Source organism: Micromonospora sp. NBRC 107095, assembly GCF_030269705.1.
GTDB classification, from domain to species: domain Bacteria; phylum Actinomycetota; class Actinomycetes; order Mycobacteriales; family Micromonosporaceae; genus Micromonospora; species Micromonospora parva.
Genome location: NZ_BSTU01000002.1, coordinates 913,051 through 928,567, shown reverse-complemented (window position 1 = coordinate 928,567; position 15,517 = coordinate 913,051). Strand labels below are relative to the sequence as shown.

Here is a 15,517-nt window from a genome sequence, read left to right as displayed (position 1 = left end):
ACCGGCACCGGTCCGTTGATCTCCACCTGCACGCTCGACCTGCCTGCGCCCCGGGTCGCGGTGCGCCCGCCGTCCGCTACGACCCAGGTCGTACGCGGTGTCATCCGCCGGGCGTGACCAGCCCGCTCTCGTACGCCAGGACCACCGCCTGGACCCGGTCGCGCAGCTGGAGCTTGGCCAGGATCCGCCCGACGTGGGTCTTCACCGTCGCCTCGGCAACGTGCACCCGGGCGGCGATCTCCGCGTTGGACAGCCCCTGGGCGACCAGCAGCAGCACCTCCCGTTCCCGCTCGGTGAGCTGGGCGAGCCGAGGGTCGCCGCTCGGGGCGGCACCGAGCTGCCCGGCGAACCGGTCCAGCAGACGCCGGGTGATCGACGGAGCCACCACCGAGTCGCCCTGGGCCACCACCCGGATGGCCGCCAGCAGCTCCTCCGGCGGGACGTTCTTGAGCAGGAATCCGCTCGCCCCGGCCTGCAGGGCGGCGAACGCGTCCGCCTCGGTGTCGAAGGTGGTCAGCACCAGCACCCGGGGCCCGTCCGCGGGCCGCTCGGCGCAGAGTCGCCGGGTCGCCTCCACCCCGTCCATGGTGGGCATCCGGATGTCCATCACGACGACGTCGGCCTCGGTGCGGGCCAGTACCCGCAGGGCGTCAGCGCCGTCGATCGCCTCACCGACGACCTCAAGGTCGGGCTGGGAGTCCAGCACCATCCGGAACCCGGCGCGGACCAGCGCCTGGTCGTCCACGATCACTACCCGGACCGTCATGCCGCGATCACCTCCGTTGCCGGCTCCGACGGTAGCGGCAGCCGGACCTCGACCTGCCAGCCCCCGGTCGGTCGGGGGCCGGCGGTGAGGCTGCCGTCGTACACCGTCACCCGCTCCCGCATGCCGAGCAGGCCGTGACCGCCGGGCGGCGCCGGGCTGACCAGCGGGCGGCCGCGACCGTCGTCGACCACCCGGACCACGACGGCCTCGACGGTGTACGACAGGAGGACCTCGACGCTGGCGCCGACCCCGGCGTGCTTGAGCGCGTTGGTCAGCGCCTCCTGCACCACCCGGTAGACGGTCAGCTCCAGGCCCGGCGGCAGGGTCGGTGGCGTACCGCTGGCGGTGCTGCGGACGTGCAGGCCGGCGTCGGCGAACCGGGCCAGCAGGTCGGGCAGTTCGGCCAGGGCGAGACGCCGGTGCTCGGGGTCGGCCGCCACCGCCAGCCCCGCGGCGTCGTCGTCCCCGCCGGTCGGGCCGGCGTCGCGCAGAACGCCGACCAGCCGGCGCATCTCCTCCAGCGCCTGCCGGCCGGTGTCCGCCACCACCTTCACCGCGGTACGCGCCTGGGCGGGGTCACGGTCGAGCATGAACCGGGCACCGTCCGCCTGGACGATCATCACGGCCATGCTGTGCGCCACCACGTCGTGCAGCTCACGGGCGATCCGGGTGCGCTCCTCGGCGACCGCCGCCCGGGACTCGGCCTCCCGTTCGCGTTCCAGGGTCGCGGCCCGCTCCTCCAGGCTGAGCACGTAGAGCCGGCGGGTCCGCACGTTCAGCGCCACCAACCACACCGCGCCGGTGACCAGCGCGTACCACAGCGCGGTCACCCACCACTGGATGACGTTGGGGGTCTGTGCGGCGGCCAGCAGCACACCGACGGCCGCGACCGCGCCGGCCAGCACGCCGTCGCGGAGCCGCCGCCCGTACTTCACCACGCTGTAGAGCGCGATCAGGACGGCCACGTCGTAGATGAGCGGACCCCACCGGGCGACCACCTGGATGAGGGCGAGCACCGCCACGGCCACCGTCACCACGCCCGGGTGCGTACGGCGGAACAGCAGTGCCACCGCCATGCCCACGCCGACCGCCGTGGCCGCCCAACCGCCCGGCTGGTTCACCGCCGCGGCCAGCGAGACGAGCACCACCAGGGCGGCGACGGCCACGTCGAAGGCGACGCCGCGCAGTGGGCGGCCGAGCACTGTGCGTCTCACGGTCACCCAGCGTACGTGCCGGGACGGGCGGCCCTCGTGCCGCGCGCGCCCGAGCTCAGGAGCCGAGGATGGTTCAGGAGCCGAGGATCTCGCGCATGCGGTCGATCTCGACGCTCTGCTCGGTGGCGACGGAGTTGGCGAACTCGTTGAGCGTCAGGTCGGAGCCGACGGTGAGCAGGTTGGTGGCCATCTCGATGGCACCCTGGTGATGCTCGGTCATCATCTGGACGAAGAGCTTGTCGAAGTCCGGGCCACGGGTCGCGGCGAGCCGCGCCATCGCCTCGGGCGACTGCATGCCGCGCATGGTGCCGTGGTCGTGCCCCTCGACCTCGGCGGGGAGGTCGCGGGTCTGCAACCAGCCGCGCATCATGCCCATCTCCGGGCCCTGGCTGGCCCGGATGCGCTCGGCGATGGCCCGCACGTCGGGGTCGGCGGCCCGGTCGGGGGCGAGTTCCGCCATCGCCAGGGCCTGCGCGTGGTGCGGAATCATCATCCGGACGAACCAGACGTCCAGCGAGTTGTGCGGGGCGGGGCCGACGTCGCGGACCTCGTGCGCCGGGCGGGTGGCCGCCGTCTCGCCCGGGCGACCGGGCGCGATGACGGTCAGGTCGGTGGGGACCGGGCTGACCGTCGGCGACGCGGTTGCGGGGGCAGGCGCGGAGACCGGCTGCGCGGTCCGCGTGGCGGTGTCGCCGTCGAGGCGGATCATCATGAACGCCACCAGCGGCAACGCGACAGCGAGTGTGACGATCGCCAGGGTGCGTGCGCGCCGATTGGTCATGGGCCACTCCCTGCAGTCGAGGTCACCGCGATGCTATCCATTGAAGAACCCACTTTCATGTGATCCAGCTCACATCGACGTTCTTCGTCGGGCGGTAACGTGTCAGCCATCGTCTCCCCCTTGCGAAGGGCCCCGCCGATGATCAGACTCCACAAGCCACGGTTACGACAACTGCGCATCGTGGCGCTCGCCACGACCGGCCTCCTCGTCGCCAGCGCCCTCGTCGCCCCGGCGAGCAACGCCCAGACGGTGCCGCAGGCGGCCCCGGCCCCCGCGCTCACCAACACGATCCCCGGCGTCGACGAGATCGTGAGCAGCCCCAACCTGCGCCAGATCGCCAACGTGCCCAAGGTCGCCCCACTGGACGCGACCAACAGCGACATCGCCTTCCAGGGCAAGTACGCGTTCGCCGGCAACTACAACGGCTTCGTCATCTACGACATCTCGCGACCGAGCGCGCCGACGGTCGTGTCCCGGGTGCTCTGCCCGGGGTCGCAGAACGACATCTCCGTCCACGGTGACCTGTTGTTCCTCTCCACCGACTCGTCCCGCAGCGACGACTCCTGCAACAGCACCACGCAGGGCGCGGACGTGAAGGAGTCCTGGGAGGGCATCAAGGTCTTCGACATCAAGGACAAGGCCAACCCGCGCTACATCAAGTCGGTCGAGACCGCCTGCGGTTCACACACCCACACCCTGGTGCCGGGCAAGAACAACAAGACGGTCTACCTGTACGTCTCGTCGTACAGCCCGCGGGCCGAGTTCCCGGACTGCCAGCCGCCGCACGACTCGATCTCCATCATCAAGGTGCCGGTGAAGAAGCCGACCGACGCCGCGGTGATCGCGGCCCCGAACCTCTTCCCGGACGGCGGTTTCCCGGGCAGTGACACCGGATCGGCGACCACCGGCTGCCACGACATCACCGTCTACCCGGCCAAGGACCTGGCCGCCGGCGCGTGCATGGGTGACGGCATCCTGCTCGACATCAAGAACCGGGAAGCACCCCGGGTCATCAACCGGGTGCGGGACGAGGTCAACTTCGCGTTCTGGCACTCGGCCACCTTCAACAACGCCGGCACCAAGGTGATCTTCACCGACGAGCTGGGTGGCGGCGGCGCGGCGACCTGCAACGAGACCGTCGGCCCGAACCGGGGCGCGGACGCCATCTACGACATCTCCGGCCGCGGCAACGCCCGGAAGATGACCTTCCGCAGCTACTACAAGATCCCCCGGGCGAACGCCGACACCGAGAACTGCGTGGCGCACAACGGCTCGCTGATCCCGGTGCTCGGTAAGGACATCATGGTCCAGGCGTGGTACCAGGGCGGCATCTCGGTCTGGGACTTCACCGACTCGGCCAACCCGAAGGAGATCGCCTTCTGGGAGCGCGGCCCGCTCTCGGCGGACCGGCCCGTCGGCGGTGGCACCTGGTCCGCGTACTACTACAACGGCCACATCTACTCCAACGACATGGTGAAGGGCCTGGACGTCCTGGAGCTGAACGACTGGCGCACCTGGACGGCCAAGCTGACCCGCTACCAGGAGCTCAACGTGCAGACCCAGCCCAGCTACCTGGGCTGGTAGGCACCGAGCCCCAGCCGGGCCCGGTCCCCGATCTCCGGGGGCCGGGCCCGGCCCTGTTCGGGCGGGTCCACCGGTCAGCTCATCGGCAGCTGGTAACGCCGCTCGCCGCCGCCCGCGGTGACCAGCCGAACCTCGCCGGTACGCAGGCCGTACGTCACCGACCAACGGGTGTGCCCCTGCCGGACGCCGGCGAGCACCCGGTGCGCCGCACCGGCGTCCAGCACGCCACCGGAGTCGGTCAGCGCCGTCGCGATCAGCCCGTACCGGCGATCCGCCCGCCGCCGCTGCTCGGGCACACCCACGACCGGCACGTTCGTCAGCGCCTGCCAGCCGCCCGTGCCCCGCTCCACCCGCAGCTCACCGTCGACGAACTCGATCACCGCCGACGCGCCGGTCGCGTCCGCCAGCAGGTAGTGCAGCGCCGGCCCACCGTCGATGTTCAGGTTGTACCGGGTGAACACGGCCACCGCCTCATCCACGGTCGCTGCCCGGTCCAGCACCAGCCGCAGGATCCGTACCGAGCCGACGGTGGGCTTGCCCGGGTCCGGCCGGACGGTCGCCCCGTCGTCCGCCGCCAACCCCACGGCGAGGCCCCGCTCGTTCATCCCGTCGAAGGGCAGCAGCGGCGCGTCGAGCAGCCGGCGGTCACCGGTCGGATCGGCACCGACGCCGAGGTAGGAAATGTCGACAAGCGAGATCGACGCGTGGCCGTCCGGCGGATCCGTCCGCAGCACCAGCGCCGGGTTGGCCTCCCAGTCGAAGTTGCGGGCGAACAACGTCCGGCCCGGGTCACCGGCGGCGACGAACAACGAGCAGCCGAACGGGCTGGACGGGGTCGCGTCGGTGCCGACCGTCGGGTCGTACGCCCCGACGTAGGTCATCTCGTACAGCGGCAGGTCGTCGACCCGGCGCAGGCTGGCCATGGTCCGCTCGGCCTGGGCCGGGCTCTGCCGCGACGCCGTCGGCAGGCCGGCGGGCGGGGAGTCGGGCGCACCGTCCGGACCGGCCGCGGCGCACGACGTCAGGGCAAGCAGCAGGGCCACCAGGGCGGCCGGAAGGATCCTCCGCATACCTATCGGACGCGGTGGGGCCGATCGTCGGTTGTCTCCCACCCCGGGCCGGTCTGTCGGGATCCCCGCACCGCAGCGCCGCGACTGGTCGACCGCGCGGCCCCGCTCGTCGGGCCCGCGCTGGTGGGACTGGTCACCCTGACGGCGCCAGCGCGGGCGGCAGACCCGCCATCGTGTCAACGTGGTCAGACGTGAAGCTTGCCGCCGTCGCACCGCCCGCCACACCCGAGCCGACCGCCCGCTGGCGACCCCACCCGCTGGACCTGGTGGCGGTCGTCCTCGCCGTGGTCGGCGCGGCCTGCGCGCTGAGCGGGCTGCTGCCCCGCGCGGAGACCACCGCCACGCTGCACCGGATCCTGCCGCTGCTGCTCTTCCTCGGCACCGTCATCGTGCTCGCCGAACTGACCGCCGTGGCCGGTGTGTTCGACGTGCTGGCCAGCCGACTGGCCATCGCCTCCCGGGGGAGGTGGGCGGCGCTGTTCCTGCTCTGCGGCGGCCTGGCGACGCTGACCACCCTGGTACTCAACCTCGACACCACCGCCGTGCTGCTCACCCCGGTCCTGCTCGCGCTGGCGCGCACCCTGCGCGTGCCCGCGGCCCCGCTCGCGGTCACCACGGTCTGGCTGGCGAACACCGCCAGTCTGCTGTTGCCGGTGTCCAACCTGACCAACCTGCTGGCCGCCGACCGGGTCGGGCTGGCGCCCCTGACCTACGCGACCCGCATGGCGCTGCCGCAGCTGGTGGCGGTGGCGGTCACCATGGCGCTGCTCTGGTTGACCTGGTGGCGGCGGGACCAACCGACCGGCGGGCGCTTCGTCCCGCCGGCCGCGCACGTGCCGGCGGACCCGGTGCTGCACCGCACCGCCCTCGCCGGTTGTCTGCTCTTCATCGGCGGGATCCTCGTCGGCGTGGAGATCGGTCTCGCCTCCACCGTCGCGCTGACGCTGGTGCTGGTCGGGTTCGTCGTCCGCTCCCCCGCCACGCTGCGCCCAGGGCTGGTGCCGGTCCGCCTCCTGCTCTTCGTCACCGGCCTGTTCCTGGTGGTGCAGACCCTCGGACGGCACGGGCTGGACGACCTGGTGGGCACCCTGCTCGGGGCCGACGGTGGTGCGCTCGGCGCGCTGCGTGCCGGCGGCACCGGAGCGCTGCTCGCCAACGGGGTGAACAACCTGCCGGCCTACCTGGCCGGCGAGGCGGTACTGCCGGGCGGCGACGCGACCCGGTTGCTGGCCCTGCTGATCGGCACCAACGTCGGCCCGCTGGCCGCACCCTGGGCGTCGCTGGCGACCCTGCTGTGGTTCGAGCGGTGCCGGGCGGCCCGGGTCGCGGTGCCGGTGACCCGGTTCGTGCTGACCAGCACGCTGCTCGCGGTCACCGGCACGCTCGGCGCGGTCGGCGCGCTGCTGCTGGTGAGCTGAGCGCCCGGTCGGCGGAACGATCCGTGCGCGGCGGCCGGCTCAGTCGCGGTACACGGCGAGCTGAAGCTCGGTGACGCCCTTCTCCGGGGTGTCCGCGCAGTAGTCCAGGTAGACCTCCCGGGCGAAACCGTCGGTGCGGTAGCCGTTCTCCTCGATCCACCGGGCGAGCGCCTGCATGCTCGGCTCGACGTCGTCCATCGCACCGTGGTGGATGATGGTCGCCGCGCTGCGCAGCGCCGGCAGGTCGCGCACCGTGACGTCGGGAGCCGCGGCCGGCTCGGCGTCGACGAGCACGCCGGCGTGGACGACGACGGCGTCGCCGCCCGCGTCGGCGGGCTCGTACCAGGCGACGGCGGGCCCGCTCGGGTTGACGCCGGCCGCCGACAACCGCCGGAACAGCTCGGGGTAGAGCGGTTGGATCACCGGTCCGATGTCCTCGCCCTGGTAGCTGGCCGCGACGGCGGTCAGCTCCGCGACGCGGACCGGTGCGATCTCCTTGAGTACGACGTCCTGGGTGGTCATCCGCCCCTCCGACTCGATCATTCGGAGCCTCGCCTCCACGGCCGCCAACCGGGCCGTGTCGGCGGCCAACTGCTCCGCCAGCTGGCTCCGGCGCAGGCGCAGCATGCCGCGCAGCTCGGCCACGTCGACGGCGTCGTCGACGATCGCGCGCACCTGTTCCAGGGTGAGGCCCAGCTCCTTGAGGGCGATCACCCGGTTGAGCCGACGCAGCTGGTCGGCACGGTAGAAGCGGTAGCCGGTGTGTGGGTCGACGCTGGCGGGGCGCAGCAGGCCGATGCTGTCGTAGTGGCGCAGCATCCGCACCGACACCCGGCCGAGTCTGGCGAAGTCTCCGATGGTGAACATGGCCCCCTCACACTCGTCCCTGACACCGTGTCAGAGTCAAGCGTGGCGTACGGGGCGACCGTCAGGGGCGGGCCGGGCGCGGGCCGACCAGTCGGCGGACCATCGGTGCGGCGTTCCACTTGGCCGCGCCGACCAGGTCGCGGGCGTGCTCCAGGACCGTGTAGTCGGGTCGGTTGAGCCCGTCGGCGATGGCCCGGTCCAGGTCGTTGCCGCAGCGGCTCAGCACGGTGTCGAAGTCCCGCCGGACCGGCTCCTGCAGGTCGTAGCCGAACGAGCGGTGCAGCCGGGCGAAGAGCGGCTTGTACAACCGGACCCGCTCGTGCAACCCCGACGAGTACGACATCGGGTTCTTCGGACGGCGGAGGATGTAGTCGGGCAGCACGTCGCCGAACGCCCGCCGGACGATCCACTTCTCCTGCCCGTGGCGCAGCTTCAGATCCACCGGCAACCGCATCGCCAGCTCCACCACGCTGAGGTCGAGGAACGGCACCCGTGCCTCCACACCGTGTCCCATGGCGGCCCGGTCGACCCGCTGCAATTCGGTGCGGCACAGGTTGCGGATGCGGTGCAGGAACAGCCTGCGGGCCGCCGCCGGGGCGACCTGGTGGTACATCGGGTACCCGCCGAACAGCTCGTCGGAGCCGTCACCGGTCAGCACCACCTTGATGCCCAGGTCGCGCAGCCGCCGGAAGATCGGCACCGAGACGACCGCGTTGATGATGTCGCCGTACTCGGTCAGTTCGGAGATCCGGATGGCCTCCCGGACGTCGGCGAGCCGGATGTCGCGCGGGCGCAGCTCGACCACCACGTGCGGCACGTCGAGGTCGGCGGCGAGCCGTCGGGCGTACGCCACGTCGGGGCTGTCCGCCACGCCGACGGTCACCGCGACACAGTCCGGGTGGATGTCCCGCACCTGCCGCAGGGTCAACGAGCTGTCCAGGCCACCGGAGAGCACCACCCCGACGGTCAGGTCGGTCTCCACCCGCATCCGGATCGCGTCGCTCAGCGCGGCGCGGACCAGCAGCGCGGCCTCGTCCGGGTCGTCGATGACCGGCAGGCCGTCGCCGATGGTGAGCAGGTCGACGTACGGGCTCAGGCGCACGTGCCCGTCCGCCTCGGCCCAGCCGTGGTGCCCGGGCGGCACCTCGGCGATCGGGGCGCCGTGCCCGACGAGCGCCTTCACCTCGGAGGCGAGGTGCAGGCAGCCGGGCCGACGGGACCAGTACAGCGGCTTGACGCCGAGCGGGTCGCGGGCGAGGTACGCCCGACCGGTGGCCCGTTCGACGACCGCGAAGGCGTACTCGCCGCGCAGCCGGGTCACCGCTGCCTCGCCCCACTGCTGGAACGCGGCGAGCAGCACCTCGGTGTCGCTCTCGGTGCGGAACACCTGCCCCAGGCGGGTCAGCTGCGCCCGCAACTCCCGATAGTTGAAGATCTCGCCGTTGAAGCAGAGCAGCCATCGTTCGTCGGTCGAGGTCCACGGTTGCACCGCCCGGTCCCGGTCGACGACCCGCAGTCGACGGGTGCCGGCGAGCAGTCCGTTCTCCGACCGGGTCTCGGTGACCTCACCGCGTGGGGCCAGGGCGGCGAGCATCCGCCGGAACGTCGCCGGGTCGGCCTCGGGGCCGATGCTCAACGCGATGCCGCACATCGGCTCAGACCCCCATCTCGGCCTCGTACGCCCGGCGTAGCCGACGCCGGGCGGTGGGCGCGAGACACAGGTGCCAGGCCTGCCCCTCGTCGATCACGTTCAGCTCGCCGGCCTCCTGCCGGCTCAGCAGCAGCTGCGCCAGGGTGTCCCGCGCGCCGAAACGCTCGAACCAGGCGAGCTCGACGTCGACCGAGTAGCCGAGGCAGTGCCCGCTGGGCAGCATCGCCGCGTAGCCCAGGCGGCGCAACCGGTACTGGTGCTCGGCGCTGCGGACCAGGCTGGTCACCCAGAGCGGCGGGGTGGCCGGCGGCGCGACGGCGGCGAACTCCCGTCCGATGTCGTTGAGCAGCGCCACCACCTCGCGCCGGGCGCGGCGGAACAGCAGCCCCGCCGTGTGCGGGGTGGCGTCGGGCAGCAGTCGACGCCGCAGCCCGCGGGCGGCCCGGCCCAGCATCGTGGCGGGCTGTTCCTGGTAGCGGAAGCGCAGCAGGTCGCGACGGCGCAGCCACTCCAGGTCGACCAGTTCGGCGCTGCCGTTGACCTGGTCGTCGGTGACGAAGGTCGGCGCGTCCTGCCACCACAGCACGTCGATGCGGGACAGCAGGTAGATCCGGACCAGGGCGCTGAGGTCACCGGCCGAGGTGCGGTCGTTCGGCTGGTAGCGGGCCATCTCCAGCAGCAGGGTCTCGCGCGCGCCGATCAGCCCCTGCGGGGTGGCGTCGAGGACCGCGGCGAGCGCCGGCTCCCGCAGCCGCTCGTCGATGAGCACCTGCCGGGCCCGGGTGCTCGCCGCGTCGGCCAGGGCGCCGACCTCGACCAGCAGCTCGGCGACGGCGGCCCGGTACGCGGGCAGGTCCGGGACGGGGGCGGGAACGCGGCGGGGGGTCGCGCCGGACGGTCGGCGGCGGGCCGGAGCGGTGGGCGACGGAGGCGAACCGGGCTGCTGTCCCGGACTACGGCTGGGCACTCGCATGACGGGGTCCCTTTCTCCGGTCACGGCACTGGGTGGTTCGCCCTGAAACACACCGTAATCATCAGCACCGGAACCGACCGAACATTCCTCCTATTTGCCCTCGAACGGACCACACACCACCCACCGCGTCACCGGGGGCAAACCCATGGTGGTGACCCCTTTGGAGCTGATGTCGTCAACGAATCACGACGCCCCATCCCCAACCGCCCCCCAACCGCCCCGGGGGCATGCCCCACTCCCCCACACCCCGCCCCTGACCGCCACCTGACGTGATCAAGAGGTTTGCGTCATCCGGAGCCGCTCCGGTGACGCAAACCTCTTGATCAACAGGGCGGCGGGGGCAGCAAGCAGCAGGGCGGGCTGAGCGTGGTTGGGCGGGGGCATCTGGCCTGTGATGTCGTCAACGATTCAGCTCCAAAGGCGCCCGCACGCAGCCGCGCCGGTTGACCGGGCCGCTGCCCGCGCGGGGGTCCGGGGGCATCCGGCCGACACCGTCGGGCCCGGGGGCAGCCGGCGGCGGGCGCAGTCAGTCGCCGGCAGTTGGCGGACACCGTCGGGCCGCCGGCCGGCGCCGTCAGTCGGCGGGCGCCGTCAGTCGGCGGCGGGCGACACCAGGGCTTGCACCTCGGCGTACGACGGCAGGCCCGACGAGGTGGTGGGCCTGTCGAGGCGGACGGCGTCGGCGGCGCCGAGCGCGGCGCCGAGTGCCGCCCGGAACAGCAGCGAGCCGGTGCTGACGCGGGCCACCCCGGCCCTGCCCAGCTCGGTCAGCCCCGGCCCGCCGGGCTGGTACAGCGCGTTCACGGGAGCGTCGACCCGCTCGGTGAGCACCCGCAGCGTCGCGTCGTCGACGGTGCCCGGCACGAAGATCCCGTCCGCGCCGGCCGCCCGGTAGGCGCGGGCTCGGGCGAGGGCCTGCGGCAGCGGATCGGCCACCGCAAGCCACCACGTGTCGGTGCGCGCGTTGACGAACAGGTCCGGCACCGCCGCCTTCACCGCCGCGATCTTGTCGGCGACGCACTCGGGGTCGGCCAGCGTGCCGTCCGGGCGGCCGTCCTCCAGGTTGATCCCGACCACGCCGAGCCCGGCCAGGTCCGCCACGTACGCGGCGACCTCCGCCGGGTCGTCACTGAACCCGGCCTCCACGTCCACGCTGAGCAGCACCGGCAACCCGGCCAGGCGGCGGGCGAGGGCGAGCGTCTGAGTCGCGGTGGCGGCCACGCCGTCGGGCTGGCCGGTGGTCGCGGCGACCCCGAGGCTGGTGGTGCCGATGGCCGGGTGGCCTCGCGCGGCGAGTGCCGCCGCCGAGGCGTGATCCCACGCGTTGGGCAACAGAAACGGGCGGCCGGCGCGGTGCAGGGCGTGGAACGCGGCACGACTGTCGATCATCGGACGGTCACCTCCAGGTCTGTCGGCACCCGCACTGTCGGGTGCGGCTCGTGACGCACCGGGGTCGGGCCACGCCGGCAGCGTTCCCGCAGCACGTCGAGCACCCCGCTGGCCAGCGCCAGGGCGTGCCGGTCGCCGGGGCAACCCCGCTCCCCCGCCCCGAAGGTCAACAGCCCGGCACCGGACCGACGGGGCTGGAACCTCGCGGGGTCGGTGAACGCCCGCGGGTCACGGTTGGCCGCGTCGAACCGCAGCAGCACCGGACTGCCAGCCGGTAGGTCCTGCCCGCCCAGCCGCACCGCGTCGACGGTGACCCGCCGGGTGGCGCGCACCGGCGGGTCGAGGCGCAGCACCTCGGCCAGCAGGTCGGCGGTCAGTGACGTGGCCGGCGTTTCCGGGACGGCCGGGGGCAACAGGTGATGGGCGGCGGCGCCGATCAGGCCGGCGGTCGCGTCGCACGCCTGGACCAGCAGGCCGATCAGGTTCGCCCGTACCACCGGGGGTCCCGCTGGCGCGAGCGCCAGCAGCGCCGCCACCGCCCGGTCGGCCGGCGCGGTCGACGCCGGGTCCACCCCCGGGTGGTACGCCGCCGCGACGACCGCGACCGCCGTCCCGGCGGCTGCCGGATCCGCGAAACCGAGCCGAGCGGCCAACGCCCGCAGCGGCACCGGCCGGGCCAGTTCCCGGATCACGTCGACCCGGTCGCCGGCCCGGTCGAGAACGGCCACGGTCAGCCGGGCCGCATCGTGTCGCAGCTCGTCCGGGTCCAGCGGGGCCAACGCCGCCACCGCGACCGCCCGACGGTCGGCGTGCTGTCGCGGCGCACTGAACCGGCTGACCGTGGCGCGCAGCCAGGCGAGGGTGCCGAACGGACCGGTGTCGACGGGCGGCACCCGCAACGCCGGGTCGGTGAGCGCGGCCCGCACGTCGGCGTGCCGGGTCACCCACCAGCCGCGCTCCGGTGCGAACGAGGGTGGCCCACACGCCGGGGTTCCCGGGGCGGGCGCGATGACGGGCCAGGTGTCAGTCACCGCCCGACCGTAGGGCGCGAACCGTTCGCCCCGCACCGAACGATCCCGCCGCGCTCAGCCACGGCACGCCCGTCCGGCACGCACGCCCGTCAGGCACGCACGACCGTCAGACAGGCACGACCGTCAGGCACGCACGACCGTCAGACAGGCACGACCGTCGGGCACGCGCACGCGCAACCGTCAGGCGCGGCCGCTCGTGGGCGGCGGGGCGACCGGCGGGTCGAGGGTGTGGTCGGGGACAGCCAGGGCCGCGGCCAGGCCAGGGCGGCCGGTGGGCGTGAGCCGGACGGCGCGCCCGGTGCCCCGGCTGATCCAACCCAGGTCGGTGAAGCGGCGGCAGAGTGCCGCGCCGAGCGCGCCGGCCAGGTGCGGGCGGCGTTCGGTCCAGTCCAGGCAGTCGCGGACCACCGGGCGGCGCGCGGCGCGCAGCACGTCCACGGGTACGCCCAACCCGGTCGCCCAGGCCCAGCCGTCGGGTGTCAGCGCCAACCCGCTGGACCGGTCGAGGCGGCCCGCGCTGAGCAGCGCGTCGTACATCAGCACGCCCAGCCGCCCGGCGAGGTGGTCGTAACACGTCCGGGCGTACGCCAGGGAGGCGGTGGCGGTCGCCGCGCGCAGCGACCCGGTCGGTGTGGGGGTGGCTGGGGCGTGGCCGGCCAGATCCTCGATCAGCTGGGCCACCGCCGGCCCGGCCAGTCGCAGGTAGCGGTGCCGACCCTGTCGTTCCTCGACGAGCAGCCCACCGCGGACCAGTCGGGTGAGGTGGTCGCTGGCCGTCGACGGGGCGACGCCGGCGCGGCGGGCCAGCTCACCGGCGGTCCACGCCCGTCCGTCGAGCAGTGCCAGGCAGATCCCGGCGCGGGTGCCGTCGGCCAGCAGGGCGGCCAGCTCGGCCATCCCCCGGCCGTCGGTGCCAACGCTCATCGCCTCATCCTCCCCCGGAGGAGACTACCGGGCACCGGGCGTACGCCGATTCGACGAGGCGTTGAGGTCAGCGGAGCCGGGTCAGCGCTGTCACCGACCGGTCCGTGCCGTCGTAGCTGCGGGCGGCGTCGAAGTCGCCCGTCGGGCGCTGTCCACCGGCGACGGCGCGGGCCAGCCGCAGGTCCGCGTTGCGGAACCGCAGGGCCAGGCTCAGGTGCGGCACCCAGGCGCCGGGAGCGTGCCACGGACGCTGGCCGTCAGCCTCGGCGAGAACATCCCAGACGGCGGCGTGCAGCACGGTCAGGGCCGGGTTGGGTTGGACCAGCCAGACCAGTGGGGCGCTGCCGTCGAGCACGACCACCCGGTCGAGGGTCACCGGCACCGGCAGCGCGGCGTCGAACAGCTCGGCCAGGCGGTGCTCGACCCCCGGCGGGAACTCGTCGACGGCCGCGAGGGTGAGGTGCGGTCGGTTGGTGGGGTGGACGTTACGGTCCAGGCTGGGCAGCCCGGCGGCCGCCAGTCGGCCCCAGACCGCCCGGACCGCTACCTCCAGACCGGGTGAACAGACCAGTTCCACGGTACGCACGCGCCCACGCTAGCCGGACGGGTGCACGCCACCCGCGGATCGAGACCGAGTCGCGCCGTCAGACCGGGTGGCGACGGGAACGGTCCCCGCTCGGCACCGGGTTGACCTCACCCGCGATCCGGGCCCGGTGGGTCAGGTCGAAGAAGGCGACGACGGTGATGGTGGCCGCGCCCAGCAGGCCGACCGCCAGCGGTGGGAGTCGCGCCGCCACGGGGCTCAGGATCAGGCACGCCACCACGGCCGCCAGGCAGTGCCGCGTCAGGCGGCCGAACACCCAGATCTCGAAGATCATCCGCCCGACGAGGAAGGTCAGGGGCCCGATCAGGATCGCCACGACGTTGCCGGCCGAGCGCTGCCCGCCGGGCTCCTTGAGCATCAACTCGCCGCCGATGCCGGTGAGCAGGATGCCCGCCACCATCACCAGATGGGTGTAGCTCGCCCGCAGGTTGAGCCGGTACGGGTCGGCGGCGGTGTCGATCTTCACGGCGAGGCTGCTCGTGGTGCGGTAGAAGTAGGTCCACCAGAGGAAGACCACCGTCCAGAAGGTGAGCAGGAACGCGGTGGTGTCGGCCAGATCCCGCGAGGACAGCCGGTAGAAGTTGCCGGTGGCCAGGATCGTCTCGCCGAGGGCCAGGATGATGAACTGCCGGTACCGCTCGTTGAGGTGTTCGCCCGAGAGGTGCCACTCGGTGGCCCGCGCCCGGCCGAGCCCCGGAACCGGCCACCCCAGGACCGGCCCCGAGTAGTCGATCGCCAGCGCGCAGGCCCACAACAGGACCCGGGTGTCGTCGCCGCTGGCCGCGGCCCCGGCGAACCAGACCGTCCCGGACAGCAGATACCAGACGATTCCCCGGACCGGCCGACGCCAGGCCGGGGTGCCGCGCAGGTAGAGGGCCATGACCAGGGTACGGCCGAGGTGGATCCCGAGGTACGCGCTCACGAAGACGACGGCCTGGTCACCGAAGGCGTCCGGAACGTTGATGGACATCAGCAGACTGCCGAGCATCACGCAGATGATCAGAATCTGCACCGTGGGTCGTTCGCAGTCGAGACTGTCGGTGGCGAGGTTGGTGTTGTACCAGATCCACCAGAAGGCGAGCAGGAAGATCACGGCCTGCGCGTCGGCGAGCAGGCTGGGCTCGTCGACCAGGGTCGCCGACAGCCGGCCGAGGGTGAAGATGAAGACGAGGTCGAAGAAGAGCTCGACGGCGCTGGAGCGCACCGGGTCGACCGGACCCGCCGCGACTTTTCTGGGCATTTGTC

At 73.1% G+C, this 15,517-nt stretch carries 14 protein-coding genes; 2 read left to right on the top strand and 12 right to left on the bottom strand.

All coding sequences use genetic code 11. From position 1 onward, the window contains the following. Window positions 1-100: 100 nt before the first annotated feature. The 3 genes from QSK15_RS16700 to QSK15_RS16690 all read right to left on the bottom strand — a co-directional run bounded on the left by QSK15_RS16700 (window position 101) and on the right by QSK15_RS16690 (window position 2,761). Window positions 101-766 (bottom strand): response regulator, encoded by a 666-nt coding sequence (locus QSK15_RS16700; protein ID WP_210859290.1) that lies wholly within the window; start codon window positions 764-766, stop codon window positions 101-103. Then, complete coding sequence (locus QSK15_RS16695; RefSeq protein ID WP_285795077.1) at window positions 763-1,986, bottom strand: sensor histidine kinase; 1,224 nt, start codon at window positions 1,984-1,986, stop codon at window positions 763-765. Before QSK15_RS16695 ends, QSK15_RS16700 begins: the two co-directional genes overlap by 4 nt. Window positions 1,987-2,053: 67 nt before the next feature. Then, entirely contained in the window at window positions 2,054-2,761 is a 708-nt protein-coding gene (locus QSK15_RS16690) for a DUF305 domain-containing protein (protein ID WP_285795076.1), read from the bottom strand. A 138-nt stretch (window positions 2,762-2,899) separates the two neighbouring features. Here QSK15_RS16690 and QSK15_RS16685 point away from each other — a divergent pair, with 138 nt between their 5' ends. After that, on the top strand, window positions 2,900-4,345 hold the full coding sequence (locus QSK15_RS16685; protein ID WP_285795075.1) for an LVIVD repeat-containing protein: 1,446 nt from the start codon (window positions 2,900-2,902) through the stop codon (window positions 4,343-4,345). A gap of 74 nt (window positions 4,346-4,419) precedes the next feature. On the opposite strand, the gene QSK15_RS16680 is transcribed toward QSK15_RS16685, so the two are convergent. Further along, window positions 4,420-5,415, bottom strand: a complete 996-nt coding sequence (locus QSK15_RS16680; RefSeq protein WP_285795074.1) for a linear amide C-N hydrolase — start codon at window positions 5,413-5,415, stop codon at window positions 4,420-4,422. 191 nt (window positions 5,416-5,606) lie between these two features. On the opposite strand from QSK15_RS16680, the gene QSK15_RS16675 reads away from it, so the two are divergent. Continuing rightward, window positions 5,607-6,833, top strand: a complete 1,227-nt coding sequence (locus QSK15_RS16675; RefSeq protein ID WP_285795073.1) for an ArsB/NhaD family transporter — start codon at window positions 5,607-5,609, stop codon at window positions 6,831-6,833. Between the two features lie 39 nt (window positions 6,834-6,872). On the opposite strand, the gene QSK15_RS16670 is transcribed toward QSK15_RS16675, so the two are convergent. From QSK15_RS16670 to QSK15_RS16635, 8 genes are all read right to left on the bottom strand, one after another. Then, a complete protein-coding gene (locus tag QSK15_RS16670) occupies window positions 6,873-7,700 on the bottom strand; it encodes a MerR family transcriptional regulator (protein WP_285795072.1) in 828 nt (275 codons plus the stop codon). A gap of 61 nt (window positions 7,701-7,761) precedes the next feature. Next, on the bottom strand, window positions 7,762-9,351 hold the full coding sequence (locus QSK15_RS16665; protein WP_285795071.1) for an asparagine synthetase B family protein: 1,590 nt from the start codon (window positions 9,349-9,351) through the stop codon (window positions 7,762-7,764). Between the two features lie 4 nt (window positions 9,352-9,355). After that, window positions 9,356-10,324 carry a DUF5715 family protein gene (locus QSK15_RS16660; RefSeq protein ID WP_285795070.1) on the bottom strand — a complete coding sequence of 323 codons (969 nt, stop codon included), beginning with the start codon at window positions 10,322-10,324 and terminating at the stop codon, window positions 9,356-9,358. A 591-nt stretch (window positions 10,325-10,915) separates the two neighbouring features. Next, the gene (locus QSK15_RS16655; protein WP_285795069.1) at window positions 10,916-11,713 is read right to left on the bottom strand and encodes an isocitrate lyase/PEP mutase family protein; all 798 of its coding nucleotides are present in this window, start codon (window positions 11,711-11,713) and stop codon (window positions 10,916-10,918) included. After that, window positions 11,710-12,744 carry a cytochrome P450 gene (locus QSK15_RS16650; RefSeq protein ID WP_285795068.1) on the bottom strand — a complete coding sequence of 345 codons (1,035 nt, stop codon included), beginning with the start codon at window positions 12,742-12,744 and terminating at the stop codon, window positions 11,710-11,712. Before QSK15_RS16650 ends, QSK15_RS16655 begins: the two co-directional genes overlap by 4 nt. 180 nt (window positions 12,745-12,924) lie before the next feature. Next, window positions 12,925-13,668, bottom strand: a complete 744-nt coding sequence (locus QSK15_RS16645) for an ArsR/SmtB family transcription factor (RefSeq protein ID WP_285795067.1) — start codon at window positions 13,666-13,668, stop codon at window positions 12,925-12,927. A gap of 67 nt (window positions 13,669-13,735) precedes the next feature. Continuing rightward, complete coding sequence (locus QSK15_RS16640) at window positions 13,736-14,254, bottom strand: 2'-5' RNA ligase family protein (RefSeq protein WP_285795066.1); 519 nt, start codon at window positions 14,252-14,254, stop codon at window positions 13,736-13,738. A gap of 58 nt (window positions 14,255-14,312) precedes the next feature. Beyond that, on the bottom strand, window positions 14,313-15,512 hold the full coding sequence (locus tag QSK15_RS16635) for a low temperature requirement protein A (RefSeq protein WP_285795065.1): 1,200 nt from the start codon (window positions 15,510-15,512) through the stop codon (window positions 14,313-14,315). Window positions 15,513-15,517: the final 5 nt, after the last annotated feature.

Coding starts and splice junctions, on each gene's coding strand:
- QSK15_RS16700 (WP_210859290.1), bottom strand. CDS start 766: ATGACGGTCCGGGTAGTGATCGTGGACGACCAGGCGCTGGTCCGCGCC.
- QSK15_RS16690 (WP_285795076.1), bottom strand. CDS start 2,761: ATGACCAATCGGCGCGCACGCACCCTGGCGATCGTCACACTCGCTGTC.
- QSK15_RS16685 (WP_285795075.1), top strand. CDS start 2,900: ATGATCAGACTCCACAAGCCACGGTTACGACAACTGCGCATCGTGGCG.
- QSK15_RS16680 (WP_285795074.1), bottom strand. CDS start 5,415: ATGCGGAGGATCCTTCCGGCCGCCCTGGTGGCCCTGCTGCTTGCCCTG.
- QSK15_RS16670 (WP_285795072.1), bottom strand. CDS start 7,700: ATGTTCACCATCGGAGACTTCGCCAGACTCGGCCGGGTGTCGGTGCGG.
- QSK15_RS16665 (WP_285795071.1), bottom strand. CDS start 9,351: ATGTGCGGCATCGCGTTGAGCATCGGCCCCGAGGCCGACCCGGCGACG.
- QSK15_RS16660 (WP_285795070.1), bottom strand. CDS start 10,324: ATGCGAGTGCCCAGCCGTAGTCCGGGACAGCAGCCCGGTTCGCCTCCG.
- QSK15_RS16655 (WP_285795069.1), bottom strand. CDS start 11,713: ATGATCGACAGTCGTGCCGCGTTCCACGCCCTGCACCGCGCCGGCCGC.
- QSK15_RS16645 (WP_285795067.1), bottom strand. CDS start 13,668: ATGAGCGTTGGCACCGACGGCCGGGGGATGGCCGAGCTGGCCGCCCTG.
- QSK15_RS16635 (WP_285795065.1), bottom strand. CDS start 15,512: ATGCCCAGAAAAGTCGCGGCGGGTCCGGTCGACCCGGTGCGCTCCAGC.